The 25214-nt window shown below is 74.0% G+C and carries 25 protein-coding genes; 10 read left to right on the forward strand and 15 right to left on the reverse strand.

All coding sequences use genetic code 11. The features are described 5' to 3' along the window. Positions 1 to 42 precede the first annotated feature (42 nt). Positions 43 to 1170 carry a hypothetical protein gene (locus tag SL103_RS37830; protein ID WP_208869875.1) on the forward strand — a complete coding sequence of 376 codons (1128 nt, stop codon included), beginning with the start codon at positions 43 to 45 and terminating at the stop codon, positions 1168 to 1170. 83 nt (positions 1171 to 1253) lie between these two features. Here the strand turns inward: SL103_RS37830 and SL103_RS14950 are convergent, their stop codons facing one another. The 3 genes from SL103_RS14950 to SL103_RS14960 all read right to left on the reverse strand — a co-directional run bounded on the left by SL103_RS14950 (position 1254) and on the right by SL103_RS14960 (position 4737). After that, on the reverse strand, positions 1254 to 1604 hold the full coding sequence (locus tag SL103_RS14950) for a PRC domain containing protein (protein ID WP_069569402.1): 351 nt from the start codon (positions 1602 to 1604) through the stop codon (positions 1254 to 1256). Positions 1605 to 1668: 64 nt separating this feature from the next. Next, on the reverse strand, positions 1669 to 2169 hold the full coding sequence (locus SL103_RS14955; RefSeq protein WP_099055419.1) for a DUF6328 family protein: 501 nt from the start codon (positions 2167 to 2169) through the stop codon (positions 1669 to 1671). A gap of 12 nt (positions 2170 to 2181) precedes the next feature. After that, positions 2182 to 4737 (reverse strand): ATP-dependent Clp protease ATP-binding subunit, encoded by a 2556-nt coding sequence (locus SL103_RS14960; protein WP_069569403.1) that lies wholly within the window; start codon positions 4735 to 4737, stop codon positions 2182 to 2184. Between the two features lie 295 nt (positions 4738 to 5032). Here SL103_RS14960 and SL103_RS14965 point away from each other — a divergent pair, with 295 nt between their 5' ends. Then, positions 5033 to 5698: a UdgX family uracil-DNA binding protein gene (locus SL103_RS14965; RefSeq protein WP_069569405.1), complete on the forward strand. Its 666-nt coding sequence runs from the start codon at positions 5033 to 5035 to the stop codon at positions 5696 to 5698. Between the two features lie 29 nt (positions 5699 to 5727). Here SL103_RS14965 and SL103_RS14970 read toward each other — a convergent pair whose 3' ends face one another. Beyond that, positions 5728 to 7983: an FUSC family protein gene (locus tag SL103_RS14970; protein ID WP_164492805.1), complete on the reverse strand. Its 2256-nt coding sequence runs from the start codon at positions 7981 to 7983 to the stop codon at positions 5728 to 5730. Positions 7984 to 8251: 268 nt separating this feature from the next. Here SL103_RS14970 and SL103_RS14975 point away from each other — a divergent pair, with 268 nt between their 5' ends. Then, positions 8252 to 8866 carry a PadR family transcriptional regulator gene (locus SL103_RS14975; RefSeq protein WP_432215394.1) on the forward strand — a complete coding sequence of 205 codons (615 nt, stop codon included), beginning with the start codon at positions 8252 to 8254 and terminating at the stop codon, positions 8864 to 8866. Between the two features lie 139 nt (positions 8867 to 9005). Here SL103_RS14975 and SL103_RS14980 read toward each other — a convergent pair whose 3' ends face one another. From SL103_RS14980 to SL103_RS15000, 5 genes are all read right to left on the reverse strand, one after another. Beyond that, on the reverse strand, positions 9006 to 9260 hold the full coding sequence (locus SL103_RS14980; RefSeq protein WP_079145756.1) for a hypothetical protein: 255 nt from the start codon (positions 9258 to 9260) through the stop codon (positions 9006 to 9008). 322 nt (positions 9261 to 9582) lie between these two features. After that, positions 9583 to 10170 carry a hypothetical protein gene (locus SL103_RS14985; RefSeq protein ID WP_164492806.1) on the reverse strand — a complete coding sequence of 196 codons (588 nt, stop codon included), beginning with the start codon at positions 10168 to 10170 and terminating at the stop codon, positions 9583 to 9585. A 134-nt stretch (positions 10171 to 10304) separates the two neighbouring features. Then, positions 10305 to 11300: an acyl-CoA dehydrogenase family protein gene (locus tag SL103_RS14990; RefSeq protein ID WP_069569412.1), complete on the reverse strand. Its 996-nt coding sequence runs from the start codon at positions 11298 to 11300 to the stop codon at positions 10305 to 10307. Continuing rightward, on the reverse strand, positions 11300 to 12469 hold the full coding sequence (locus tag SL103_RS14995) for an acyl-CoA dehydrogenase family protein (RefSeq protein WP_069569414.1): 1170 nt from the start codon (positions 12467 to 12469) through the stop codon (positions 11300 to 11302). Before SL103_RS14995 ends, SL103_RS14990 begins: the two co-directional genes overlap by 1 nt. Beyond that, positions 12469 to 13353 (reverse strand): enoyl-CoA hydratase, encoded by an 885-nt coding sequence (locus SL103_RS15000; protein WP_069569416.1) that lies wholly within the window; start codon positions 13351 to 13353, stop codon positions 12469 to 12471. Before SL103_RS15000 ends, SL103_RS14995 begins: the two co-directional genes overlap by 1 nt. Before the next feature lie 101 nt (positions 13354 to 13454). Here SL103_RS15000 and SL103_RS15005 point away from each other — a divergent pair, with 101 nt between their 5' ends. Next, on the forward strand, positions 13455 to 14237 hold the full coding sequence (locus SL103_RS15005) for an SDR family oxidoreductase (protein WP_069569417.1): 783 nt from the start codon (positions 13455 to 13457) through the stop codon (positions 14235 to 14237). A gap of 78 nt (positions 14238 to 14315) precedes the next feature. Further along, entirely contained in the window at positions 14316 to 15482 is a 1167-nt protein-coding gene (locus tag SL103_RS15010) for an acetyl-CoA C-acetyltransferase (RefSeq protein WP_069569419.1), read from the forward strand. Positions 15483 to 15532: 50 nt separating this feature from the next. Here the strand turns inward: SL103_RS15010 and SL103_RS15015 are convergent, their stop codons facing one another. From SL103_RS15015 to SL103_RS15030, 4 genes are read right to left on the reverse strand one after another with little or no spacing between them, the layout of a single operon-like run. Next, complete coding sequence (locus SL103_RS15015) at positions 15533 to 16609, reverse strand: NAD(P)H-dependent flavin oxidoreductase (RefSeq protein WP_069569421.1); 1077 nt, start codon at positions 16607 to 16609, stop codon at positions 15533 to 15535. Further along, positions 16606 to 17352 (reverse strand): CoA-transferase subunit beta, encoded by a 747-nt coding sequence (locus SL103_RS15020; RefSeq protein WP_099055420.1) that lies wholly within the window; start codon positions 17350 to 17352, stop codon positions 16606 to 16608. The genes SL103_RS15015 and SL103_RS15020 overlap by 4 nt, the downstream gene beginning before the upstream one ends. After that, a complete protein-coding gene (locus tag SL103_RS15025; protein WP_069569423.1) occupies positions 17349 to 18191 on the reverse strand; it encodes a CoA transferase subunit A in 843 nt (280 codons plus the stop codon). Before SL103_RS15025 ends, SL103_RS15020 begins: the two co-directional genes overlap by 4 nt. Further along, the gene (locus SL103_RS15030; RefSeq protein ID WP_069569425.1) at positions 18188 to 18946 is read right to left on the reverse strand and encodes an enoyl-CoA hydratase family protein; all 759 of its coding nucleotides are present in this window, start codon (positions 18944 to 18946) and stop codon (positions 18188 to 18190) included. Before SL103_RS15030 ends, SL103_RS15025 begins: the two co-directional genes overlap by 4 nt. Before the next feature lie 82 nt (positions 18947 to 19028). On the opposite strand from SL103_RS15030, the gene SL103_RS15035 reads away from it, so the two are divergent. Both SL103_RS15035 and SL103_RS15040 read left to right on the forward strand, forming a co-directional pair. Next, positions 19029 to 19835: an SDR family oxidoreductase gene (locus tag SL103_RS15035; protein WP_069569427.1), complete on the forward strand. Its 807-nt coding sequence runs from the start codon at positions 19029 to 19031 to the stop codon at positions 19833 to 19835. A gap of 1 nt (position 19836) precedes the next feature. Continuing rightward, on the forward strand, positions 19837 to 20748 hold the full coding sequence (locus SL103_RS15040) for an SDR family oxidoreductase (RefSeq protein WP_069569429.1): 912 nt from the start codon (positions 19837 to 19839) through the stop codon (positions 20746 to 20748). A 112-nt stretch (positions 20749 to 20860) separates the two neighbouring features. Here the strand turns inward: SL103_RS15040 and SL103_RS15045 are convergent, their stop codons facing one another. Both SL103_RS15045 and SL103_RS15050 read right to left on the reverse strand, forming a co-directional pair. Continuing rightward, positions 20861 to 21637 (reverse strand): MerR family transcriptional regulator, encoded by a 777-nt coding sequence (locus tag SL103_RS15045; RefSeq protein WP_069569431.1) that lies wholly within the window; start codon positions 21635 to 21637, stop codon positions 20861 to 20863. Positions 21638 to 21712: 75 nt separating this feature from the next. Next, entirely contained in the window at positions 21713 to 22828 is a 1116-nt protein-coding gene (locus tag SL103_RS15050; RefSeq protein ID WP_069569433.1) for a serine hydrolase domain-containing protein, read from the reverse strand. 176 nt (positions 22829 to 23004) lie between these two features. Between SL103_RS15050 and SL103_RS15055 the strand changes: the two genes are divergently transcribed. The 3 genes from SL103_RS15055 (at position 23005) to SL103_RS15065 (ending at position 25166) form a co-directional block, all read left to right on the forward strand. After that, a complete protein-coding gene (locus SL103_RS15055; RefSeq protein WP_069569436.1) occupies positions 23005 to 23874 on the forward strand; it encodes a GNAT family N-acetyltransferase in 870 nt (289 codons plus the stop codon). Positions 23875 to 23967: 93 nt separating this feature from the next. After that, positions 23968 to 24465 carry a GNAT family N-acetyltransferase gene (locus SL103_RS15060; protein ID WP_069569438.1) on the forward strand — a complete coding sequence of 166 codons (498 nt, stop codon included), beginning with the start codon at positions 23968 to 23970 and terminating at the stop codon, positions 24463 to 24465. Positions 24466 to 24617: 152 nt separating this feature from the next. Continuing rightward, the gene (locus tag SL103_RS15065) at positions 24618 to 25166 is read left to right on the forward strand and encodes a GNAT family N-acetyltransferase (protein ID WP_069569440.1); all 549 of its coding nucleotides are present in this window, start codon (positions 24618 to 24620) and stop codon (positions 25164 to 25166) included. Positions 25167 to 25214 lie beyond the last annotated feature (48 nt).

Genomic DNA, 25214 nt, shown 5'->3' on the forward strand with positions numbered 1-25214 from the left:
TTCTGGTGTTTGACGCTCCCCATCGTTCAGTGGAGTCCCTCCATGTCATCCGAACCAGCACTTTGTGGGGGCGACGCCGAACTGTCATCGACAGAACACGGCGAGCACATTCCGCCCAACACCCCTGAGAAGAACTCGGCCCGCACCCTCCTGTGGGAGGCAGTCACCCACCGGCCCCTGGAGGAAGTCGCCGCTCTGGTGGAACTGCTCAAGCGCAGCGGTGACGTTCCCAACCCCGGCGATGAAGCCCTGCGCGTGGCGGTCGTCTCCCGCCCGGTGAGCGATGTGGCGGCGCTCTTCGACCTCCTCCAGGCCGCCCCGCACACCGTGGAGGCCGGCCACGACGCCCTGCGCGCCGCGGCGGTGGGCCGATCCGTCGAGGAGGTCGCGCAGCTGATCGAGATGTTCGACCGCACCAAGGTCGGCGGCGACCTCTACGGCACCCCCGATCCCTACGGCACCCCCGATCCCTACGGCCCGTCCGACCCCTACCCGCCCGGCCCCGGTGGCCCCGGCGGTCCGATGGGTCCCGGTGGTCCCATGGGCCCCGTCGAACCGGAGCCCACCTCGCCCCTGCACGTCCTCGACCCGGACGTCCGTCCGCTGGGCAACGCCGGCCACGCGGGTGGCACCGGCCGGATGGACGCCGCACCGCCGCAGCCCAACCGCCCGCCGTGGGCTCAGCGCCCGGCCGGCACCCCGCCGCAGCACGGCGGCCCGGCGTGGGCGAACGGGCACGACGAGTCCCGCCAGCCGGGATACGCCGTCGCCGGGGTGCTGCGTTCCGTACTGCGCTGGCCCGCGGCCGCGGCTCTCGCGCTGTGCGGGCTGAGCCACCTGCCGGTGAACGCCTCGCACCTGCACGGGGCGCAGGCGGCCGCCGGGCTGTCGATGGCCATCGCGCTGGTCTACCTGCTGCTGGCGGGCTGGCTGGCGATGCGCGACACCGCCCTGGTCTGGACGGTGAGCGCCGCGGCGGCCATGGTCATCATCGCGCTGCACGCGCTGTCCCGAGCCGGCGTCCTCAACCCGCTGGGCGGGGGCCTCGGCGAGGCCGGGATGTGGCCCGAACTGATGGCGGTGGCACTGGCCATCATCAGCGCGGGGCTCGCCGGTGCGGCCCTGCTGAGCCGTCCGCGCCGGGTCGGTCCGGCGCCGGCCGGGGTGTGAAGCCGCAGCGGGACACGCGGCACCAAGGGCGCGGGCCGGGACCTGAACGAGGTCCCGGCCCGCGCCCTTGTCCGCGCGGTGGCTCAGGTGTGCGGCGCGCCGTAGTACCCGGCCAGCAGCCGGTGGTACTCGTCGTCCCCGATGTGCCGGTCCCGGTCGAACTCCGGTGAGTCCTCGATCTCCTTCTTCGTCCGGGCGACGTAGATCGTGCCGCGGTCGAAGTCGATCGACGAGATGACACCGGCCGGCAGCAGGATGTGCCGCCCGAAGATCCACACCCTGGTGTCGACGACCAGATAGGCGGCACCGGCCTCGTCGGAGTGCTCGTCGACGGTCCCCACGGTGCCGTCGATCGCCTCGACCGTGAACCCGGTCAGGTCGGTCCCGGCCCGGTGGCCCGCGCTGTCCCGGTAGCCCCAGATGCTGTCCGTCATGGAAACCTCCGCGGTAGGAAACGAAAGGGAGCGCCGGCCGGCCGCCCGCCGCCCGGGCCGGCACTCAGTCCTTGGACGAATAGCGCCGCAGGACCCAGGCCGGCAGCCCGAACCAGCACAGCAGGAACCACACGATGAGCCCGCCGACCGTCCACGGCACCGCGGCGGAGTGGCTCGTCGCGAGCCGCAGGATCAGCAGCAGCGCCGAGGTGACCGTCGCCAGCAGCAGCACGACCCCGACCAGCGCCAGGCGCGAGGCCCACACCACCGTCTCGGGCTTCAGGCGGTGGCCGGTGACCAGCCGGTGGAAGGTCACCGTGCCGAGCAGCGCACCCGTCGTGGCCGCCCCCAGCAGGACCGTCGCCACGTAGATGCCCTTGTCGGCCGTCCCGAGCGTGACGAACCGCGGGGTGAACACCACGGTGAGCAGGAACCCGAAGAGGATCTGCACACCGGTCTGGATGACCCGCACCTCCTGGAGCAGCTCGATCCACCGCCGGTCGGCACGCTCCTCGGGTGACTCGTCGCGTCCCTCGGACGTCTGACGGGGGCCCAGCGCATTCACCCCTGGCCTCCCTCAGGCTTTCTCCGGCGTGCGGAACGCCAGCGCGCCTTCCCGCACCTCCACGACGACCTGGTCCCCGGGCGACAGGGCGCCGTCCAGCAGCAGCCGCGAGAGCGGGTTGTCGACCTCGCGCTGGATGGTGCGGCGCAGCGGCCGGGCGCCGAACTCGGGCTGGTGGCCGCGCCGGGTGAGCCAGTCCACCGCCTCGGGGGTGAAGTCCACCGCGATGTCCTGCGCGTGCAGCCGGCGGCGGGTGCCCGCCAGCAGCAGGACGGTGATCTGGCGCAGCTGCTCGTCGGTCAGCCGGCGGAAGATGATGATCTCGTCGAGCCGGTTGAGGAACTCCGGGCGGAAGTGCTCGCGCAGGCTGGCCAGCGCCCGCCCGCGCGCCGCGTCGCCGGCCTCGCCCTCGGCGGTGTCCGCGCCGAAGCCCAGCACGCCGCGGCCGCCGCTGAGCGCCTCCGAACCGAGGTTGCTGGTCATCACGATGACGGTGTTCTTGAAATCGATCCGCCGGCCCTGGGAGTCCGTCAGATGCCCGTCGTCGAGCACCTGGAGCAGCATGTTGAAGACGTCCGGATGGGCCTTCTCCACCTCGTCGAGCAGCAGCAGCGAATACGGGTGGTGGCGCACCGCCTCCGTCAGCTGCCCGGCGTCCTCGTGGCCGACGTATCCGGGCGGCGCACCCACCAGCCGGCTGACCGTGTGCCGCTCCTGATACTCGCTCATGTCCAGCCGCACCATGCGGTCCTCGCTGCCGAACAGCGCCTCGGCGAGGGCCCTCGCCAGCTCGGTCTTGCCCACTCCGGTGGGCCCCAGGAAGAGGAAGCTGCCGATCGGGCGGTTGGGGTCGGAGAGCCCGGCCCGCGAGCGCAGGATCGCCTCGGACACCGCGGTGACGGCGTCGTCCTGGCCGATCACCCGGGTGTGCAGCCGCTCCTTCAGCCCCAGCAGCCGCTCCTTCTCCTCCTGCGTCAGACTGCTGACGGGCACGCCGGTCTGCCGCGACACGATCTCCGCGACGTCCTCGGCGGTGACCTCCACGATCCGCCCGTCGCCGCTCGGCTGCGTCCCCCGCTCGGCGTCGATCCGGGTGGTGAGGGCGGAGATCCGGTCCCGCAGCTCGGTGGCCCGTTCGTACTGCTCCGAGGCGACCGCCTGGTCCTTGTCGACGGCCAGCTGCTCCACCTCCCGCTCCAGCGCGCGCACGTCGGTGGGCTTGCTGCCCGACCGGAGCCGGACCCGGGCGCCCGCCTGGTCGATCAGGTCGATGGCCTTGTCGGGCAGGAAGCGGTGCGTGATGTAGCGGTCGGAGAGCTCGACCGCGGCGAGCAGCGCCTCGGGGGTGTAGCGGACCTGGTGGTGGGCCTCGTAGCGGTCCTGCAGGCCGCGCAGGATCTCCACCGTGTCTTCGACGGTCGGCTCGGGCACCAGGATGGGCTGGAAGCGGCGGGCCAGCGCGGCGTCCTTCTCGATGTGCCGCCGGTACTCCTCCAGCGTGGTCGCCCCGATGACGTGCATCTCCCCGCGGGCCAGCGCGGGCTTGAGCATGTTGCTCGCCTCCAGCGAACCGCCCTCGCCGCTGCCTCCGCCGGCCCCGACCACCGTGTGCAGCTCGTCGATGAAGACGATCAGCGAGTCCGGGTGCGTCCGGACCTCCTCCATGATCCCGTTCATCCGCTCCTCGAAGTCACCGCGGTACCGCGTGCCGGCGAGCACCGCGGTCAGATCCAGGGCGACCACCCGGCGCCCCGCCAGGTTCTCGGGTACCTCCCCGTCGGCCAGCCGCTGCGCCAGCCCCTCCACGATCGCCGTCTTGCCGACACCGGCGTCGCCGACCAGCACCGGATTGTTCTTCCCGCGCCGGGAGAGCACCTCGATGGCCTGCTCTATCTGCTCGTCGCGGCCGATGACCGGGTCGATCCGGCCCGCCCGGGCGAGATCGGTCAGATCCCGGCTGTACTTGTCGAGGGTCGGGGTGTCGTGCTTGGGCGGGGCGCTGTGCTCGCCTCCCGGGTGCGGCGGGTGCCCGGGGCCGCCCTGCGGGTTGGCGTGCGGCTCGAAGTGCGCGAGGTTCAGGATGCGGCCGGCCGCCGAGTCCGGGTTGGCCGCCAGCGCGTCGAGCACGTGCTCCGGCCCGATGTACGAGGCCCCGTTGTCCCGCGCCAGCTCGTGCGCGCCCAGCAGGGCCCGCTTGACCGCAGGGGTCACCGCGACGCTGGACTGCTGGGGGCCGCTGCCCGCGGTGCGGTCGATCTCGGCCGCCAGCGCGTCCGGGTCCGCCCCGGCGCGCTGCAGCATGGTGCGGGTCGGCTCGGCGGAGAGGGCGGCCCGCAGCAGGTGCTCGGTGCCGAGCTCGGGGCTGCCGTGCTCGGCGGCGTACGCGGCGGCGGAGGTCACCAGCTCCCGGGCGGAGCCGCTCATCAGCCGGGCGATGTCCGCCTGGCGGGGCATGGGCTGCCCGGCGTCCCTGCCCCCGGACTTCGCGCCGCCCCCGAAGAAGCGCGCGAGGAATTCACCGAACGGGTCCGGGCCGTAACCCTCCGGACCCACGTGTCCGTTGCTCATGTGTGTCCGTTCCGCTGTCACGGCGGTACCGCGACATGCTGCCTTGTCGGGGCTTGTCGGGCTCCTTGTGCTGCTCTCGTGTTCCTGCCCTCGCGGATGCCCGGGAGACCGGACGTCACACGCCACTCCACTGCTTCAGGATCAGGGCCATCACAGCCGTCCGCACCCGGGCGGGGCGGGCCCCGGTGCCGCACGTCCGGCGCAATGCCGGCGGCCCGGCGTTAACCACCGCCCCCGCCGGGAACCCGTAGCGGTGCACAGCCGGGCAGGCCGGGCGAGGACGGAGGCCGGTGCGATGCCGAGCACGAACACCGGGGCGGCCGGGAGCGAGCCGGACGACCCCGGCCGGCGGTACGACGCCACCCCATACCTGCCCGCCCGCGGCGGGCTGCCGGCGCACCGCCGGGCGGCGGCCGGGTGCCGGGGCTGTCCGCTGCACCGGGAGGCCACGCAGACGGTCTTCGGGGCGGGCACCTCCTCGGCACGCACGGTGTTCGTCGGGGAGCAGCCCGGCGACCAGGAGGACCGCCGGGGAGAGCCCTTCGTGGGCCCGGCCGGACGGCTGCTGCGCAAGGCGATGGCCGAGGCCGGGCTGGCGGAGGACCAGGCGTACTTCACCAACGCGGTCAAACACTTCAAGTTCACCGTGGCGGCCGGCGGCAGGCGCCGCATCCACAAGGCGCCGAACCTGCGCGAGATGACCGCCTGCCGGCCCTGGCTGTACGCCGAGCTGAGGCTGGTCGCCCCCGAGGTGATCGTGGTGCTCGGCGCCACCGCCGCCAAGGCGCTGCTCGGCCCTTCGTTCCGGGTGACCAAGGAGCGCGGCGCACCGGTCGGGAGCGAACACGGGACGGCGGTGGCCACCGTCCACCCCTCGGCGATCCTGCGGTCCGACGACCGCGCGGCGGCGTACGCCGGTCTGGTCACCGATCTGCGCACGGTCGCCGGCCTCCTCGCCTGACACCTCGGGGGGCGGGGGCGGCCGGCGGGTCACATCTCCCGGTGGATGCGGGCCAGATCGGCGGTCAGCGCGTCGAGCCAGATGACCGAGTCGACCAGCAGCGCGGCCGAGTCGGCACGGGCCGGCGGGGCCGCCCCGGCCGGCGGCACCGGCGGGGCGACCGCGAGCAGGGCACCCAGGTCGAGCGGCCGGGGGAGCGCCTCGGGCGTCCCGTGGCCGGAACGCAGGTGCCGGGCCGTGGCGCGGTAGCCGGCCGCGGTGTCCTCGGCGGCCTGCCGCAGCCAGGCACCGACCGCGTACGGGGCGATCCGGCCGGGGCGGCCCGGCAGCAGCCGTTCACCGCGCCGGGCGTCCGCGCCGGCGACCAGCACCGCGGGCCAGTCCGGCTGCCGGGCGGTCCGCTCCCGCGGCTCGCTCTGGTACTGCGCCAGGCTCTCCTGCGCGAGCAGCAGCGCCCGGTTGAGCGCGAGGATGCCGCCCCCGCCGTCGGAGCAGGTGCCGGCCGCACCGGCGCGGTCGGCGACCAGGGCGGTGGTCCGCCCGATCCCGTCGGCGACGGCCTGGCAGACCGCCGCCATGTTCCGGCGCACCTCGGGTGCCGCACCCCGCGGCCAGGCCGCCAGGCCGCAGACCAGCCCGATCAGGCTGCCGGCCAGCACGTCCTCCAGCCGCACCGGCGCGAGCTGCCAGGTGACCGGGGCGACCTGCGCGAACAGCACCGCCACGACCAGCGTGAAGCCGCCCTGCGCCCAGGCCAGCCCGCGCAGCGGGCCCGCGGTGAACGCCAGCAGCATCACCAGCGGCAGCAACACCGCGTACACCGCCCCGCGGTCGTGCACCACCGCCAGCAGCCCGCCCGCCAGCACCGCACCGATCAGCGTCCCGAGCAGCGCCTGCCGGACCGCCGAGCGGGTCTCCAGGCTCGTCGTACGGGTCAGCGTCAGTGTCGCCAGCAGGACCCAGAATCCGTGCTGCAGATCGAGCAGCCCGGCGACGGCCCGTGCCGCGGCGAGGCCCAGCGCGAACCGGCAGGCGTTCTGGAAGATCACCGAACGCGGGGTGAGGTGCGCGGTCAGCCGCCGCCACCACAGCTCGGCGGCGTGCGCCCGGGCGTAGGCGAAGGCGTGTCCGGCGGGGTCCCGGTCGACATCGCGGTCGCCCAGCAGCAGCCGGGTGGCCAGCACCAGGACGACCGCGGCGTCGGCGGCCTGCACGACCAGGGACCGGCGGCGCAGGTAGTTCAGCCGGTCGTCGGCGCTCAGCCGTCCCAGGGTGTCCAGTGCCCGGTGGGTGCGCACCGGGGCCAGTTCGCTCTGCAGCGGACCGGCCCGGGGCCCCTCACCGGGCGGCAGCCGCGTACCGCGCCGCAGCGCCGCCGCCGTCTCCCGGGCGGCGTCGCGGACGGCCCGCAGCAGCGCGGTCGTCTCGGGCCGGTAGGCGCGGTACGGGCCGGCCGCGGTGTGCAGCGCGCCCAGCCGGTTCAGCAGGGTGCGCACCGCCTCCGCCGCGTGGGCCATGGCCTTGTGGGCGAGGGACGGGGCGGCGGGCAGGTCGGCGGGCGGTATCCGGGCGGGGCGCAGGGCGTCGGCGGCGGCGCGGGCCCGCGCGAGCACCGGTTCCGGGACCGGCCCGCCGTGGTACCCGGCCAGGTCGGCGGCCGCCTCGGCCGCCCCGGCCAGCAGCCGGCGGAAGGGCGGCGTATCCGGTTCGGGCATCAGGAACCGCTGGGCCGCCGCCAGCAGGACGGCGCCCGTCAGGAAGCCGAGGAGCCGCTGGCCGAGGGTGTCCGGGGCGTAGGGCGGGAAGCACGGGAGGATGTACAGCAGCTGCATGCCGGGCGCCGCGCCGGCGATCCGCGGTCCGGTGGTGCCCGCGTAGGCCACCAGGAAGCCGACGACGAGCATCCCGAGGACGGCCGCCCAGGTCCGTACGGCGAGCAGGGTGCCCAGGGTGACGAGCAGCAGGCCGGCGGGGACCGCGGTCAGGACGGTGGCGGCGCGCTGGCGCCCGGACCCGGGGATGCGGGCGAGCGCGCCCAGGGAGACCACGGTGAAGGTGGCGTAGACGGCCATCACGGTCCGGTCGAGGCCGTAGCGGCAGAGGTGGAAGGCGAGACAGGACGCGGTGGTCACACGCACCGCGTTGCCGACCACCGCCCGGTGGCCGCGCGCGAACTGCCCGGCGCGCTCCGGCAGGCGGCGCAGCCCGCCCGGCCAGGCCGCGGCGGGCCCGTCGGCCGCCCGCCCGCGCATCCGCCGCGGGGAGGCTCCCTGCTGCGGCCTCACCCCTCCACTATTGGCCGCCGGGCGACGGTCCGCACTCCTGCGCGCGGCGCACCGCCGACACGGTGCCCGCAGGCTCTCCCGTACGCGGTCGCGGTCGGCACGGTGCCCGTCGGCGCGGCATCCCGGGCGGGCGGCGACCGTCCGGGCCGTCGCCTCCCGGACGACGGGACGCCGGGTGCCGGCGGCACCGGATGCCGGTGGTAAGAGGCAGGTCACGGAGGGGAGTTGGCGTCGGCCGTCACGGTCCGCAGCGGAGCCGGACCGTAGACTGCGGACCGTGACGGACAAGGATGCCGGTGCGGTGCCCGCCGGCGAGGTTGCCCGACCGGCGCTGCCGGCCACCGGCTGGGCGGTGCTCGGCCTGCTCTCCTTCGGGGAGGAGCTGTCGGGTTACGACCTGAAGAAGCGGGCCGACCGGTCGTTGGGCCTCTTCTACTGGAGCCCCTCCTTCAGCCAGGTCTACGGGGAGCTCAAGCGGCTGGAGAAGACCGGCTGCGTCAGCTCGCGGACGGTCGCCCAGGAGACCGGCAACCGCGACAAACGTGTCTACGTCATCACCGACACGGGCCTGGCGGCGGTCCGGCACTGGGCACGGGAGGCGCCGGTGGAGCCCCCGGTCCTCAAGCACGGCGTGATGCTGCGGCTGTGGCTCGGCCATCTGCTGGAGGGCGAGCGGATGCGGGAAGTGCTGGGCAGCCACCGGGAGTACGCGGAACGCATGCGGCGGCGCGCCGAGGCGGACGCCGAGCGCGCCCGCGCGGAGGGCACCCGGGTGCACCCCGCGCTGGTCCTGAAGTGGTCGGAGCGGTTCTACGCCGCCGAACGGGACCTGGCCGACGCGATGTTGGCGGACCTGGACGAGGGGGAGCGCCACCACCGCTAGGGGAGCGCTCCCCTAGCGGTGGTCGTGCGGGGCTCACCGGTACCCGGCCGGGGCCGCAGAAGGGGCCCCGGCCGGGTGCCGCCGTACGGGCGGCAGGTCACCCGCTCCCCGGGGGCCGGCAGAGCGGGACCGGTCCGGCCTAGTAGTAACTGCCCCACTTCGAGCAGGAGTTCAGCTTCTTGTTGCCGTCGAAGCGGGCCACCTGGATGCCGATGGCGAAGATGCCGCTCTTGTTGGTCGCCGTGGTGGCGAACTCCAGGCTCTTCCCCGAGCCCTTGGTGTTGGTGTGCCAGGGCCAGTAGGTGTTCTTGCCGTTGACGTCCTCGGTGACCAGGCGTATGCGCATGGGGTGGCCGTCCGCGGAGCCGTCGTACACGCCCATCTGGACGTACACGCTGTCGGTGGCTCCGGTGTAGGACGGGGCGGTGACGCCTCCGTGGCCACCGGTGGTGTTGCAGAACGCCTTGTAGCTGGCATCTGCGTGCGCGGGAGTGGTCAGTGCGAGGGGGCCAGCAACCCTGCGACGACCGCGCCGACCGCGGCGGGGCGCTTCTTCATAGGGATTCTCCTTCCACGGCAGGAACGCTCGGCCTGACGTGAACGGTCACACGGCGGCCGAATTGCCGTGGTGGATCATGATAGGTCATCAGTTCGACGTCAGACGCGCGGATTTCGCCGTCACGAAGGTGCCGCGGCGGCCTCCGCTGCCGGGCCGCTCAAGGCGTCGAAGCGGGGGAGGCGGAGCCGGGCTCGGTGGGTGCCGGGGACATCTCCTCGCCGTCGGGGGGAGGGCTCGCCTTGTCACGGCTGACGATCTTGTTGAAGCCGGCTGCGTCGGTGGCCTTGTACGTGAAGGTCTGGGCGCTCAGATCGGAGTCCGTGGTCAGCGTGTCGCCACTGACCTTGCCGTGCACCGGAGGGCCGCTGATGTCGGCCGGAATCAGCGTGACGCTGTTGCCCTGCTGGGTCCCGGACAAGGAGTGACACTGCCGTGTCTCACCGCCCGGGGAATTCTTCGACAGCAACACGGCCGTGTAGGTGCCGGTGACCGTCCCGTCGTGGTTCGTCGTCCAGTCGAGGAGGTCCAGGTATTCGTCCCCGGCGCTGGCCCGGTAGGTGTAGAACACGAAATGGCCGCCACCGGAGGCGCCCTTGGTTCCGGCGGTGGCCTGTGACCCGTTCCCGGACGCACTCCCGCCCGGCGTGGGGTGGTCCGGAGCCGGCTCGTCGGTGGCACAGGCGGACAGTCCTGCTGACAGGAACGCCGCGATCATCCAGCGGCCCGCAGTCTGCAAACTGGGCATTGCCATCCCCGAATTCAGGAGTCGAACCTCGTGCGCCCGATCGTCCCAGCGGCGTTGCGCGGCGTCCAGAGCGCCGAGGGGCAGGGGCAGGGGGCGGTCTCGGGGGCGCGGCGGTGGCCGGCCCGGCCCCCCGGTCAGCCGGCCAGTACCCGTGCGCGGCACTCGGTGGGCGTTCCCCAGGCGTCCCGAAGCGGCCGGGCCTTGCGGATCCACAGGGAGAGGTCCAGCTCCTCGGTGTAGCCGACGGCGCCGTGCAGTTGGAGGGCCGTGCGCGCCGTGACGTAGCCGGCCTCGCCCGCCGCCGCCTTCGCCGCCGCCACCTCGCGTCCCGCCGAGCGGGCGCCGGCCGCCACCGCCAGGGCCGCCGCGTACACCAGCGGCTCGGCCAGCTCCAGTGCGAGGAGCGCGTCCGCCAGCCGGTGCTTGACCGCCTGGAAGGAGCCGAGGGGCACCGCGAACTGGGTGCGCTGCTTGACGTGGGCGACGGTCGCCGCCAGCAGGGCCCGGCCGAGACCGAGCGACTGGGCGGCGGTGGCCAGCCGGGCGAGGTCCCGGGCGTGGGCGGCCGCCGCGCTCACCTCCGGGCCGCGGGCGAGGACGGTGCCGCCGAGCGGGCGGGACAGCCGGCGGGCCGGATCGAGGGAGGGCTGCACCGGCCCGTGGGCATCCGTGCGGCGCACCGTGTCGCCCTCGACGACCAGCACGGCGTCGGCGGCGTCCGCGTCCAGCGCGTACGGCGCCCCGGCGGCCAGGCTGAGCACGGCGTCACCGGCGGCGATCCGCGGCAGCCACTCCCCGGCGGCGGCCGCACCGGCCGCACCCGCCTCGCCCAGCCGGTCGAGGAACGCCGCCGACGCCACCGTCTCCACCACCGGCCCCGGTACCGCATGCCGCCCCAACTCGACGAAGGCCACCGTGAGTTCGACGGGAAGCAGCCCGGCTCCGGCGTGGCGTTCGGGCACCGCGAGGCCGAACACCCCGGCCCGCGCGATCCGCGCCCACAGCGCGCGGCCCGGCTTGTGCTCGCCGGCCGCCCAGGCCCGGGCCGCCGCCGGGACCCCGCTCGCCCCCAGCATGCCGTCCAGCGCGCGGGCGAACTCCCGTTGCTCCTCGGTGCGGAGGAAGCGCATCACCGGCGTCCCTTCGGCAGGCCGAGCAGCCGCTCGGCGATGATGTCGCGCTGGATCTCATTGGTGCCCGCGTAGATCGGCCCGGCGAGCGCGAAGGTGTAGCCCTCGGCCCAACTCCCGTGCGCCGGTGCCTCATCGGCCTCGTCGGACAGTGCGCCGTAGGGGCCCAGCAGCTCCAGCGCGGTCTCGTGCAGCGCGAGGTCCAGCTCGGACCAGCAGACCTTGTTCAGGCTCGGCTCCGCGCCCAGCGAGTGACCGGCCGCCAGCCGGGACGCCTGCGCGTAGGCGAACAACTGGTAGGCGCGGGCGCCGATGAGGGCGTCGGCCACCCGGCCGCCGAGGGCCGGATCGGTCCCGGCGGGCGCCGTCCGCCACAGCGCGGCCAGCCGCTCGGCGGCCGCCGTGTAGCGGCCCGGGCTGCGCAGCGTCAGGCCCCGCTCGTTGCCCGCCGTGCTCATCGCGACCCGCCAGCCCTGCCCCGGCTCCCCGATGACGTCCGCGTCGGGCACGAACACGTCGTCGAGGAAGAGTTCGGCGAAGGCGGGCTTGCCGTCGAGGCGGCCGATCGGCCGTACCGTCACGCCCGGCGCGTCCAGCGGGAACATCAGATACGTCAGTCCCTGGTGCGGCCGTGCGGTGTCCGGGTCGCTGCGGAACAGGCCGAAGGCGCGGTCGGCGAACGCGGCCCGCGACGACCAGGTCTTCTGTCCGTTGAGCAGCCAGCCGCCCGGCGTCCGGGTCGCCGTCGAGCGCAGCGAGGCCAGGTCCGAGCCGGCCTCCGGTTCCGACCACGCCTGCGCCCAGACCACGTCGCCGCTCGCCATGGGAGGCAGCACGCGGGCCCGCTGCTCGTCGGTGCCGTGCTCGAAGAGGGTGGGGGCGAGGAGGCTGATGCCGTTCTGGGCGACCCGGCCGGGGGCGCCCGCGGCGTGGTACTCCTCCTCGAAGAGCAGCCACTGCACGAGCGAGGCGCCCCGGCCGCCGTGCTCCTCGGGCCAGGTGACCACCGACCAGCGGTCCGCGAAGAGGGTGCGCTCCCACTCCCGGTGGGCGGCGAAGCCCTCCGCGGTCTCCAGCGACGGCAGCGGGACCGCGGGCACATGACCGGCGAGCCAGGAGCGGGCCTCGTCGCGGAAGGCGTGCTCCGCGGCGGAGAAGCCGAGGTCCATCAGGCCCCCGCTTCCGGTGAGGAGGGCGCACGGTCCGCGGAGTGCCGCCGCATCGCGCGGATGTCCATGCCGCCCAGCGGGTCGGCGGCGGTCTCGGCGTTGTGCGCGTGCGCGAGGTGGTGCAGGCCGAACACCGAGTCCAGGCCGCTGTGCAGGCCCTGAAGGTCCTCGGCCTGGTTGACCGCCCGCTTGGTCAGGGCCAGCCCGAGCCTCGGCATCTCGGCGATGCGCAGCGCCAACTCCCGTGTGCGGAGCGTCAGTTCGTCGCGCGGTACGACACGGTTGACCATGCCCACCTCGTACGCCCGCCGGGCGGTCATCCGGTCGCCCGTGTAGAGGAACTCCTTGGCGATCCGCGGCGGCATCACCCACGGGTGGGCGAAGAACTCGACGCCGGGGATGCCCATCCGCACCACCGGGTCGGCGAAGAACGCGTCCTCGGAGGCGATGATCAGGTCGCAGACCCAGGCGAGCATCAACCCGCCCGCCACACAGGCTCCCTGGACCGAGGCGACCACCGGCTTGGGCAGCTCGCGCCAGCGGCGGCACATGCCCAGGTAGACCTCGGACTCGCGGGCGAACCGGCTCTCCGCGCCCGCCTTGTCCGAGTGGTCCCACCACAGTCCGGCGGTGCGGTCGAAGGGGAGGTGCGCGTCGCGTTCGGGGGTACCGATGTCGTGGCCGGCGGAGAAGTGCCGGCCCGCGCCGGCCAGCACGACGACCTTGACCTCGGTGTCGTCCGCCGCGCGGTAGAAGGCGCGGTCGAGGGCGTACGTCATCGCGGAGTTCTGGGCGTTGCGGTAGTCCGGGCGGTTCATGGTGACGGTGGCGATCGGTCCGTGGCGCTCGTAGCGCACGGGCCCCTCGTCCTGGGCAGCGGGCATCCGCCCCTCCTTCCCTAACAAGTGTTTGGTAGGTTAACGTACGGCCATCCGCAGCGTCGAGGCCCCCGCGCCCGCGCGCATCCGCCGGAGGAGGCCCGCGTATGACACCGCCCCGCTATGTGCCCGGCCACCAGCTGCTGGCCGGCCGCAGCGCCGTCGTCACCGCGGCCGCCGGCGCCGGCATCGGCGGCGCCACCGCCCGCCGCTTCCTGGAGGAAGGCGCCCGGATCGTCGTCGGCGATGCGCACGCGAGGCGGCTGACGGAGACCACCGCGGCGCTGGCCGGGGAGTTCGGCGCGGACCGGGTGGCCGCACTGCCCTGCGACGTCACCGACGAGGACCAGGTCGGTGCCCTGCTGGCGCTCGCCGAGGAACGCCACGGCCGGCTCGACATCGTGGTCAACAACGCCGGACTCGGCGGCACCGCCGACCTCGCCGACATGACCGACGCCCAGTGGAGCACGGTCCTCGACGTCACCCTGAACGGCACCTTCCGCTGCACCCGCGCCGCCCTGCGCCGGATGCGGAGCACCGGCCGCGGCGGCGTGATCGTCAACAACGCCTCCGTCGTCGGCTGGCGCGCCCAGCGCGGCCAGGCCCACTACGCCGCCGCCAAGGCCGGGGTGATGGCGCTGACCCGCTGCGCCGCGCTGGAGGCCGCCGCCTACGGCGTACGCGTCAACGCGGTCGCGCCGAGCCTCGCCATGCACCCGCACCTGGTGAAGGTCACCACCCCCGAGCTGCTCGCCGAACTCACCGAGCGGGAGGCGTTCGGCCGGTACGCCGAGCCCTGGGAGGTCGCCAACGTCATCGTCTTCCTGGCCGGCGACTACGCCTCGTACATGACCGGCGAGACCGTGTCCGTCAGCTCCCAGCACGCCTGAGCGGCCGCCGCGGGCGCGCGGCTGCCGCGCCTTGCGGAACCGGCCGGTACCTCCGCAGAATCTGACCGAGGAGACACCATGCCCGAGGCATACATCGTCGGCGCGGTCCGCACCCCCGTCGGCAAGAAGGGCGGCGGCCTGTCCGCCGTCCACCCCGCCGACCTGGGTGCCCATGTGCTGACCGCGCTGATGGAGCGCACCGGCGCCGACCCGGCCGCCGTCGAGGACGTGGTCTTCGGCTGCCTGGACGCGGTCGGGCCGCAGGCCGGCGACATCGCCCGCACGTGCTGGCTGGCCGCCGGCCTGCCCGAGGAGGTCCCCGGCGTCACCGTCGACCGGCAGTGCGGCTCCTCCCAGCAGGCCGTCCACTTCGCCGCCCAGGGCGTGCTCTCCGGCACCCAGGACCTGGTCGTCGCCGGCGGCGTGCAGAACATGTCGCAGATCCCGATCGCCTTCGCCAGCCGGCAGGCCGCCGAGCCGCTGGGCCTCACCGACGGCCCGTTCGCCGGCTCGGAGGGCTGGCGGGCCCGCTACGGCGACGCCCCCGTCAACCAGTTCCACGGCGCCGAACTGATCGCCGCCCGCTGGCACCTCACCCGCCGGGACATGGAGGAGTACGCGCTGCGCTCCCATCAGCGGGCCGTCCGCGCCCTCGACGAGGGCCGCTTCGACCGCGAGACCGTCCCCTTCGGGCAGGTCACCGCCGACGAGGGCCCGCGCCGCGGCACCTCCCTGGAGAAGATGGCCGCCCTGCCGCCGGTCGTCGAGGGCGGCCGGCTCACCGCGGCGGTCTCCTCGCAGGTCTCCGACGGCGCAGCCGCGCTGCTGCTCGCCTCCGAGCGGGCGGTGGCCGAGCACGGCCTGACCCCGCGGGCCCGCATCCATCACCTGTCGGTGCGCGGCGAGGACCCGATCCGGATGCTGACCGCCCCCATCCCGGCGACGGCGTACGCGCTGAAGAAGGCCGGCATGACCCTCGACGACATCGACCTGGTCGAGATCAACGAGGCGTTCGCCCCGGTCGTGCTGGCCTGGCTGAAGGAGACCGGCGCCGACCCGGAGCGGGTCAACGTCAACGGCGGCGCCATCGCCCTGGGGCACCCGCTCGGCGCGACCGGTGTCCGGCTGATGACGACGCTGCTGCACGAACTGGAGCGCACCGGCGGCAGGTTCGGGCTGCAGACCATGTGCGAGGGCGGCGGCCAGGCCAACGTCACCATCATCGAACGGCTCCCGGGCCGCTGACCGGCGGACGGGACCCTCCGGCGCCCCGTCCGCCTGCGGGAGGGGGCCGGTCAGGAGGCACCGGGCGCGGGGCCGGGCAGCGCACGCAGGGTGTGCGTCGCCTCGGACATGATCCGTTCGACCAGCTCGGCGCAGGAGGGCAGGTCCTCGATCAGCCCCGCGACCTGACCGGAGGCCATCACACCGAGGTCGGTACGGCCCTCGACCATGGAAGCCCGCAGCAGCATCGGGGTGTTGGCGGCCAGCAGGACCTGGCTCCAGGACAGCTCCTTGCCGTGCTTCATCGCCAGGCCGTCCCGCACCATCCGCGGCCAGCTCAGCCCGGACAGCCTCCGGAACGACGCGGCATGGCGCACGGCCCGCAGCAGCGCGGCGGCCCGCCCGGAGCGCTCCAGCGCCGCCACCAGCTCACTGCGCAGCATCCGGTGCGGCAGCCCGTCGACCTTCGTGGTGACGGTGATGTCCCGTACGTCCGCCCGCAGATAGCGGTCCTGCACGGCACGCGGCACGGTGCTGTCCGACGTCAGCAGGAACCGGGTGCCCATGGCGATCCCGGCCGCTCCGTAGGCGAGCGCCGCGACCAGCCCCCGGCCGTCGCAGAAGCCGCCGGCGGCGATCACCGGGATGCCGACCGCGTCCACGACCTGGGGCAACAGCACGGTCGTCGCCACGCTCCCGGTGTGCCCGCCGCCCTCACCGCCCTGGACGACGACCGCGTCGGCGCCCCAGGCCGCGACCTTCTCGGCGTGCCGGCGGGCCCCGACGGACGGGATGACGAGCACGCCGGCGTCCTTGAGCCGGGCGATCAGCTCGCGCGAGGGGGCCAGGGCGAACGAGGCGACGGCCACCCCCTCGTCGACGACGACCCGTACCCGCTCCGCCGCGTCGCCGGCGTCCGCCCGCAGATTGACCCCGAAGGGCGCCCCGGTACGGGACTTGACCTCGCGGACCGCCGCGCGCAGCTGCTCGACGGTCATGGTGGCGGAGCCGAGGATGCCCAGCGCGCCCGCGTTGGCGGCGGCCGACACCAGGCGGGGGCCCGCCACCCACCCCATGCCGGTCTGTACGAGCGGGTACCGGACCCCGGTCAGTTCGGTCAGCGGGGTCGTGATCCGGGCGTCGGTCATGCCGCCGGCACCTCGCGGTCGCGCCGCCCCTCGGGATCGATGACCTCGCGGATCAGCCGCAGTTCCACGGCCGTGGGCTCCCGGGTGTGCGGCACCTCGTCGGGCAGCACGAGCGGGAAGCCGGTGGCGTCCCGCACCTGCCCGACCGTCACACCGGGATGGACGGACGCCAGCCGCATGGCCCGGTCCGGGGTCTCGAAGTCCAGGACGGCGAGGTCGGTGACGACGCGGGGGATGCGGTGGTAGCGGGTCGCGGACGGCCCGGCGGCGGCCGCGCTGTCGTAGCCGACGCCGCAGATCATGTCGACCTTCGCCACGAAGACCCGCGGGGAGTGCCGGGGCACCCAGTAACTCACCGGGTGGTTGACGGAGTTGACGGGCGCGCCGCGGACGCCGAGCAGCTGCCGGTCCGGCCGCCGCCAGTCGCCGATGCAGGAGATGTTCTGGTTGCCGAAGCGGTCGAGCTGGCTCGCGCCCATCATGACGTGCCGCTTCCCGCCGGTGACCAGCGCCAGGTGCTGCCGGTAGGGCAGCCAGCCCTCGGTCTGCCCGTCGGGGCCCACGAGGACCGCCTCGCCGTCGGTGAGCAGCAGGTCGGGGGAGAAGGTGCGCCGGGCGAGCCGGGCACCGAGGGACGGGATCGCGCCCATCGGGCTGGCGAGCACCTCGCCGTTGCCGCGCCAGGCGTCGGCGCAGGCGATCACGCAGTACTCGGCGCGGGTCGCCGGGAGGGTCTCGGTCACCGCTGCTCCTCCCGCCAGGCGTGCACGGCCGACAGATAGGACTTCTCGTCCGGACCGGACAGGAAGCGCTCCGCGAACTCCGGCCAGGGCGTGGTCGCGTACAGCTTCTGGAACGCCTCGTCCCGGCCGTGGTCGGGGACGCACGAGGTGAAGTGCGCGCCGTACGGCGTCTCGACGACACCCGTGACCGTGTGCCGCTTGACCAGCAGGGTCTGCAGCGCGGTGGCCGGGAACCCGTCCACCAGCTTCTCGCAGGAGACGTACGCGGTGTCCGCGGCCTCGCAGAACAGGTCGTCGAAGTACGGATCGGGGCCCAGGTAGCGGCCGTTGCCCTGCCGGTCCGCGCGGTTGACGTGGACCAGCGCCGCGTCCATGCGCAGGGCGGGCATCGCGACCAGGGTCTCCTCGTCCTCGTACGGCGAGGTGACCGTCCGCAGGCCGGGGTTGACGCGCATCACGTCCGATCCGATGCCGGCCCGTACCGGCAGGAACGGCAGCCGGTGGGCGGCGGCCCGCAGCCCCCACATGAACATCGCCTCGTCGACCTCCGTCAGCTCGAACGCCGCGCGCTGCCGGGCGGCGCGGAAGTGCGGTTCGAGCGGGATCGAGTCGAGCGTCGCGAACGGCGCGACGAGCTTGCGGATCCGGCCGGCGGCGGCGAGCAGGCCCACGTCCGGCCCGCCGTACGAGATCACGGTCAGATCCGTGACGCCGGACCGCAGCAGCGCCCGCACCAGGGCCATCGGTTTGCGGCGCGAGCCCCAGCCGCCGATGCCCAGCGTCATGCCGCTGCGCAGGCGGGCGGCCACGTCGTCGGGCGTCATGGTCTTGTCGGTCATGTCCGGGCCTCCTGGCCGAAGGTGTCGCGTACCCGGTCGGCGACGCCGCTGAGGTTCGCCTCGAAGGTGAAGCCCTGCTCGAAGCGGTAGCTGCGGTGCACGTCGACCGGGTCGATGCCGTTCAGCGCGGCCTTGGCGAGACGCAGCAGGGAGCCGTCCTTCCGGGCGATCTCACCGGCCAGTTCCCTTGCCGCGGCGCCCAGTCGGTCCCGGGGGACGACGCGCCACACCGAGCCGTGTGCCCGCAGCTCGGCCGCGGTGGCGGTGCGCGAGGTGTAGTAGAGCGCGCGCATCAGGTGCTGGGGGACGAGCCGGGCGAGGTGGGTGGCGGCGCCGAGCGCGCCCCGGTCCAGCTCCGGCAGTCCGAAGACGGCCTCGTCGCTCGCCACGATCGCGTCGGCGTTGCCGACCAGCCCGATCCCGCCGCCCAGACAGAACCCGTGCACCGCGGCGACGACCGGCACCGCGCACTCGTACACCGCCGAGAACGCCTCCGCACAGCCGCGGTTGGCGCCGAGCAGCGCCTGGCGCCCACCGCCCGCGGCGTCCCGCTGCAGCTCCTTGATGTCCACCCCGGCGTTGAAGCCGCGGCCCTCGGCGGCGAGCACGACACAGCGGACGCCGGGGTCCCGGCCGGCCGTCCGCACGGCGTCGGCGAGGGCGTACCAGCCCTGCACGGGAAGGGCGTTGACCGGTGGGAAGTCCATGGTGACGACCGCGATGCCCGGTTCGGGCCGGGAGGTGGAGACACCCATGAGCAGATCAGCTACCTTTCCACCAAGCGTTTGTTAGGTAGCGAAGTTAGCAGCGCCGGGCGCGCTGCGGGAGGGGTGCCGAGTGAGCCTGACCCTCGATCTGTCCGGGCGGCTGGTGGTGGTCACCGGCGGCACCCGGGGTGTCGGCGCGGGGATCGCCCGCGCCTTCCTGCGAGCCGGGGCCGACGTGGTGACCTGCGCCCGCCGGCCCCCGGACGCCCCGGTCGCCGCGGCCGGCCGCACCGCCCGCTTCCACCCCGTCGACCTGCGCGACCCGCCCGCCGTACGGGACTTCTTCGGCCGGATCGCCGCCGCCCACGGCCGCCTCGACTGCCTGGTCAACAACGCCGGCGGCACCCCGCACCGGCTGCTCGCCGAGGCCGGCCCCGACCGGCACGCCCGGGTCCTCGACCTCAACCTCACCGCACCGCTGACCGCGTCCCTCGCCGCCTACGAGGTGATGCGCCGTCACCCCGCCGGTGGCTGCATCCTGATGATCGGCAGCGTCAGCGGCACCCGTCCCTCACCCGGCACCGCCGCGTACGGGGCGGCCAAGGCGGGCCTGGACAGCCTCGCCCGCTCCATGGCCGTCGAGTGGGCCCCCGAGGTCCGGGTCAACACCGTCGTCCTCGGCATGGTGCACACCGAACGCGCCGCCCTGCACTACGGCGACGAGGCGGGCGTCGCCGCCGTCGGCGCGACCGTGCCGCTCGGGCGGCTGGCCGCCCCGGCCGAGGTCGGCGACGCCTGCGTGTTCCTCGCCTCCGACCGCGCCGCGTACCTGACCGGCGCGAGCCTGCTCGTCCACGGCGGCGGGGAGCGCCCCGCCTTCCTCGCCGCCGCCACCGTCAACCGGCCCCCCGCACCCCCGGCCGCCAAGGAGAAGTGAGATGCCCGGAATCTGCACCGGCCGCGTCGTCGCCGTCACCGGAGCCGGCCGCGGTCTCGGCCGCGCCCACGCCCTCGCCCTCGCCGCCGAGGGGGCGCAGGTCGTGGTCAACGACCTCGGGGTCGCCGCGGACGGCGCCGGCGCCTCGTCCGGCCCGGCCCAGCACGTCGTCGACGCCATCCGCGCCCGCGGCGGCCGGGCCGTCCGCCACACCGGCGACATCACCACCACCGAGGGCGCCGCCTCCCTCGTCGCCACCGCCCTGGACACCTACGGCCGGCTCGACGCCCTGGTCAACAACGCCGGGTTCCTGCGCGACCGGATGCTCGTCAACCTCGACGAGGACGACTGGGACGCCGTCGTGCGCGTCCATCTCACGGGCCACTTCCTGCCGCTGAGGCACGCCGCCGCGCACTGGCGGGCCGAGGCCAAGGCCGGCCGGACGCCCGACGCCCGCGTGGTCAACACCAGTTCGGGCGCCGGGCTGCTGGGCAGCGTGGGCCAGGGCAACTACTCCGCCGCCAAGGCCGGCATCCTCGGCCTGACCCTCGTCGCCGCCGCCGAACTGGCCCGCTACGGCGTTCAGGTCAACGCCCTCGCCCCGGCCGCCCGCACCCGGATGACCGAGCGCACCTTCGCGGGAACGATGGCCGCCCCCACCGACGGCACCTTCGACGCGATGGCCCCGGAGAACGTCTCCCCGCTCGTCGTCTGGCTCTGCGCCGCGGCCAGCGCCGGCGTCACGGGCCGGGTCTTCGAGGCCGAAGCGGGCCGCATCACCGTCATGGAGGGCTGGCACCCCGGCCCCAGCGCGGACAAGGGCGCCCGCTGGACCCCGGCCGAAGCCGGCGAAACGGCCCGCGAACTCCTGGCCGGAGCCCGGCCCCCGCAGCCGGTGTACGGGGCGCCGTGACACCCCACGACGACCCGGGCCGGCCGCGGCGCCCGCCGCCACCCGGCCCGCTCTACGTCGTCCGGTCCGTTCGACGGCGGCCGGTCCGCCGCCCCGCGGTCCAACGCTCCCGTCATCGGCGCGGGATGCGGACGCCCGCGGCGCGGAGCCTGCTCTCGGTGAGCGCGGTCAGCCGGGCCGAGATCGGTGCCTGGTCCCCGCGGTGGTTGTTGATCAGCCGGTACTGGCCGGCAGCGTTGGCCCATGCCTCCAGGCTGGCGGGATCGCCCAGCAGCGCGGGGTTGGCGAGGTAGTGGTCAGCCATGGCGGTCGCGAGTTCTTCGATCCTCGGGTCGTCCGGTTCCCAGGTCTCGGCCTCCCAGCCGCGCTTGGTCAGGTCGACGTACCCGGGGTCGTCAAGCCCGTGTTCGAGCTGGGTCAGGAAGCCGTCGAAGCCCTCCGGCACCAGCGCCCGGGCCAGCACCAGGGCCTCGCGCTGCGCGGCCACGTAGGCGGGGCTGAAGCCGAGGCCGGGCATCCGGTCCAGGATCGCGCAGGCGCGGTCGGGCAGCAGGGCCCGGTCCCCGTCGGCGAGCCGGTGCAGCGTGTCGCGGCGCGCGATCAGGTCCGCGATCCGCTCGGTCAGCCGCCGCCCGACGTCGGTGACGGCGACGGCGAACTGCTCGGCGTCGACGTCGAGCAGGGGCCCGATCTCGGCCAGCGGGACACCGGCGGTGGCCAGTGTCCGGACCTGCACCAGCCGCAGCAGCTCCGCCGATCCGTACCGGCGGTAGCCGGAGCCGTCGCGTTCCGGCTCCTCGACCAGGCCGAGCTTGTGGTAGTGCCGCACCGTCTTCACCGTGACACCGACGTATGCCGCCGCCTGCCCGATCGTGACCCCGTTCCTCATCTGCTCAGCCTGCCTTGTGCCGGAGCTCGGCCGCTACGGGTACCGCGGCCGAGCAGGTGGACGGGTCCCGGGTGTTCAGTCCGCCGGCTGAGCCGGATCGGCCCGCCCGCCGCGGAACACCTCGCTGACGAGCCGTTGTTGGGCGTCCCGGAAGGCTGTCGCTATCGACAGGTCGGCGTCGCCCACGCAGGTCAGCCCGGCGGTCAGGGTCGTGGTGCCGTCGGGTGTGCTGTACATCAGCGCCGCCGAGCCCGCCATGCCGCCGTTGTGGTGCAGGACGGTGCCGCCGTGCGGGCCCGCGTCCTGCACGAACACCCCCAGGCCGTAGCCGGCCGTCGCCTCCGGCGTGCGCATCTCCGCCAGCAGTTCGGCCGGCAGGAGCGCGCCGCCCATCAGCGCGGAGAAGTACGTGTGCAGATCCTGAGTGGTCGAGATCATGTCACCACCGGCCGAAACCCAGGAGGGGTTCTCACGGGTGATGTCGACCGTCTTCTCCCGCCCGGCGTCCTCGTAGCGGTAGTAGCTGTGGTTGTGCGGCGCGGGGATCTCCGGCGAGGTGCCCGGCGCCACGGTGCCGGTCATCCCCAGCGGCCCCAGGACCAGCCGCTGCAGCTCCTCGGCGAACGAACGGCCGGTGACCTGCTCGATCACCAGCCTGGCCAGCACGTAGTTGGTGTTGGCGTAGCTCCAGCCCGTCCCCGGCGCGAACCGCGCCGGCCTGGACAACGACAGCCGCACCAGCTCCTCGGGCAGGTAGGTCCTGAACCGGTTGTCCACCCACTCCTTGCCCCGCCAGGGGACCCCCGGCGCGAACGTGCCGTCCTCGTAGAGCTCGCCGGTGTGGTTGAAGATCCCGCTGGTGTGCTGCAGCAGCATCCGCACCGTGATCCGCCGGTCCAGCCCGAACCCCGGCAGGTAGGCGTCGGCCGGGGCGTCCAGGCCGATCCTGCCCTCGGCCACCAGGCTGAGCACCACGGTCGCGACGAAGTTCTTGGTGGTGCTGCCGATGCGGAAGTGCCCGTCGGTCAGCGGCTCGCCGGGTCGGCCCAGTTCGCGCGCCCCGGCGCTGCCGACCCATTCGCCCCGCTCGTCGTTCACCCGCAGCTGTACCCCGACGAAACCGGACTCGACGATCTCCTCGATCGCCTTCCGCAGCTCCGGGCGGTCCTGCTCGGAAAGGGCGATGGACATGGTGGTCCGCTCCTTCACCTCTGTTGTTCTCGGTCGGCGTCGTGCCGCTGCGACGAGCTTCCGCCCTGCCCCGAGGTCAACCTCAACTGTGATCCGGCTCACCACTGCGTCCGAGGTCAGGTGCCGGCCCTTGAACCGGGTGCGGACCGTCGGCGCGGTGGTGTGTGATCGGGCGCATGGCGATCGTGTTGGGCAAGCCGGGAGTTGACGGGCTGAGCGAGGCGGTGGGCGTACTGCGGGAGTGGCAGTACGACGGGGCGCCGATGCAGCTGCATCCGGGGGACCTGGGCTGGTTCTGGCGGTCGGGTGCGGAGGCGACCGCCGCGGCGGTCAGGACGTGGCGCCGGGACGGACGGATTCTCGCCGTCGGGCTGCTGGACGGCCCCGGGCTGTTGCGGCTGACGATCGCGCCGGACGCCCAGCGGGAGGAGGAGTTGGCGCGGCAGGTGGTTGCCGACGTGACCCGGCCGGAGCGCGGCGTGCTGCCCGGGGGAAGGGTGAACATCGAGGCGCCGATGGGTGCGCTCGTCCAGGATCTGCTGTCCGAGGCCGGCTGGAAGACCGACGAGCCGTGGACGCCGCTGCGCCACGGCCTCGCGGAGCCGTTGGCGGACCCGGGCGTGCGGATCGAGGTGGTCGGGCCGCAGCGGGCGCACGTGTTCGTCGCCGTGCACCGGGCGGCGTTCGAGGGGTCGAGGTTCACGGCCGAGCGCTGGCACGCGATGGCGGCCGGACTGCCGTACGCCGATGCCCGGAGTCTGGTGGCGTACGACGACCGGGGCGACGCGGTGGCGGCGGTGACGGTGTGGTCGGCCGGCCCGGGCAGGCCCGGGTTGCTCGAACCGATGGGCGTGCACCGGGAACACCGCCGGCACGGCTACGGCGAGGCGATCACCCGCGCCGCGGCGGCCGCACTCCGGGACCTGGGCTCGTCGAGCGCGCTCGTCTGCACCCCGAGCTCCAACGCCGCCGCCGTCGCCACCTACCGGTCGGCCGGCTTCCGACCACGCCCCGAGGTACGGGACCGGTACCGGGACGCGTCGTAAAACCGTTGGACACGTCCTGGACGCGCCACGACGATTCCCGCTGTGACAGACAGAGCCGAGTGCCGGACCCCGGACTCAACGAGCGGGAAGTCCGTGCGATTCGTTGAGTTGTCGAGCAAGACCATGATCGCCTTGCTGCAGGACGACCTGGCGCGAGCCAGTGCCGAAGCAGGTGTCGCTCTCAGCGAGTACTTCGTCACCGACACGGCAAAGTGGGTGTGGCGGTATCGGCTCGATCAGCTGACCTCGGACCCCGGTTGCGCGGGTTGGCTCACGCAGGCCGTGGTGGCCGAGCCGGAAGGTGCCGTCGTGGGGTACGCCGGGTTCCATGGACCGCCGGACGAGGTGGGCATGGTGGAACTCGGTTACTCGGTGGTCCCCGTCCACCGTCGTCAGGGCTACGCCAGAGCGATGCTGGCCGCATTGGTGCAGCGAGCCGTTGCCGAAGCCCGCGTCAGGACCGTGCGGGTGACGATCAGTCCTGACAACACGGCTTCCCTGGCCACGATTTCCGGATGTGGCTTCGTCGAGGTCGGAGAACAATGGGACGAGGAAGACGGCCTCGAACTCATCTTTGAAATGCCTGTCTGACCGGGGGCGAGGGTCCGGACCCGCAGAGCGCGGTCCACTCCTACGCCGCGAACAGAAATTGCAGAAACCACTCTGCCGGGCACGGGCCGACGAGCCCCGTCGGTGGCGGAAACCGGTGGAGGCTCGGCGTACCACCTGGGTAAGGTCGGGCGGTGCCCGAGCTGAAGCGGCTGCATGCCGACCATGCCCCGGCGGTCCTGGCCTTCGAATTGGCGAACCGCGCCTACTTCGCTGCCTCGGTCCCCGACCGCGGCGACGAGTTCTTCGCCCGGTTCGCCGACCGGTACCACGCCTTGCTGGCTGAGCAGGAGGCCGGCATCTGTGCCTTCTACCTGCTCGTGGCCGCGGACGGCTCGGTACTCGGCCGGTTCAATCTGGTCGACATCGAGGACCGTGCTGCGCACCTCGGCTACCGGGTGGCGCAGCACGTCACCGGCCGCGGCGTGGCGACCGCGAGCGTCCGGGAGCTGTGTCGGCTGGCGGCGGCCCGGCACGGGCTGCGCACACTGCGGGCGGCCGCCGCCCGCCGGAACGCCGCGTCCCGGAAGGTGCTGACCAAAGCCGGGTTCGTCCCCGTCGGGCCCGCCGAACCGGCCGACCTCGGCGGTGAGCCGGGCACCTGGTATCAGCGCGACCTGGTGCTCCAACCGTCCGGTGCGCCCTTGCCGGGGGCCGGCCGAGGGCCGGCGACGGCCATCTGAGCATCGGTGCGTGAGGACTGACGTTCCCGCGTCCCGGGCAGCCGGCGA

This window comes from Streptomyces lydicus, from assembly GCF_001729485.1.
GTDB classification, from domain to species: domain Bacteria; phylum Actinomycetota; class Actinomycetes; order Streptomycetales; family Streptomycetaceae; genus Streptomyces; species Streptomyces lydicus_D.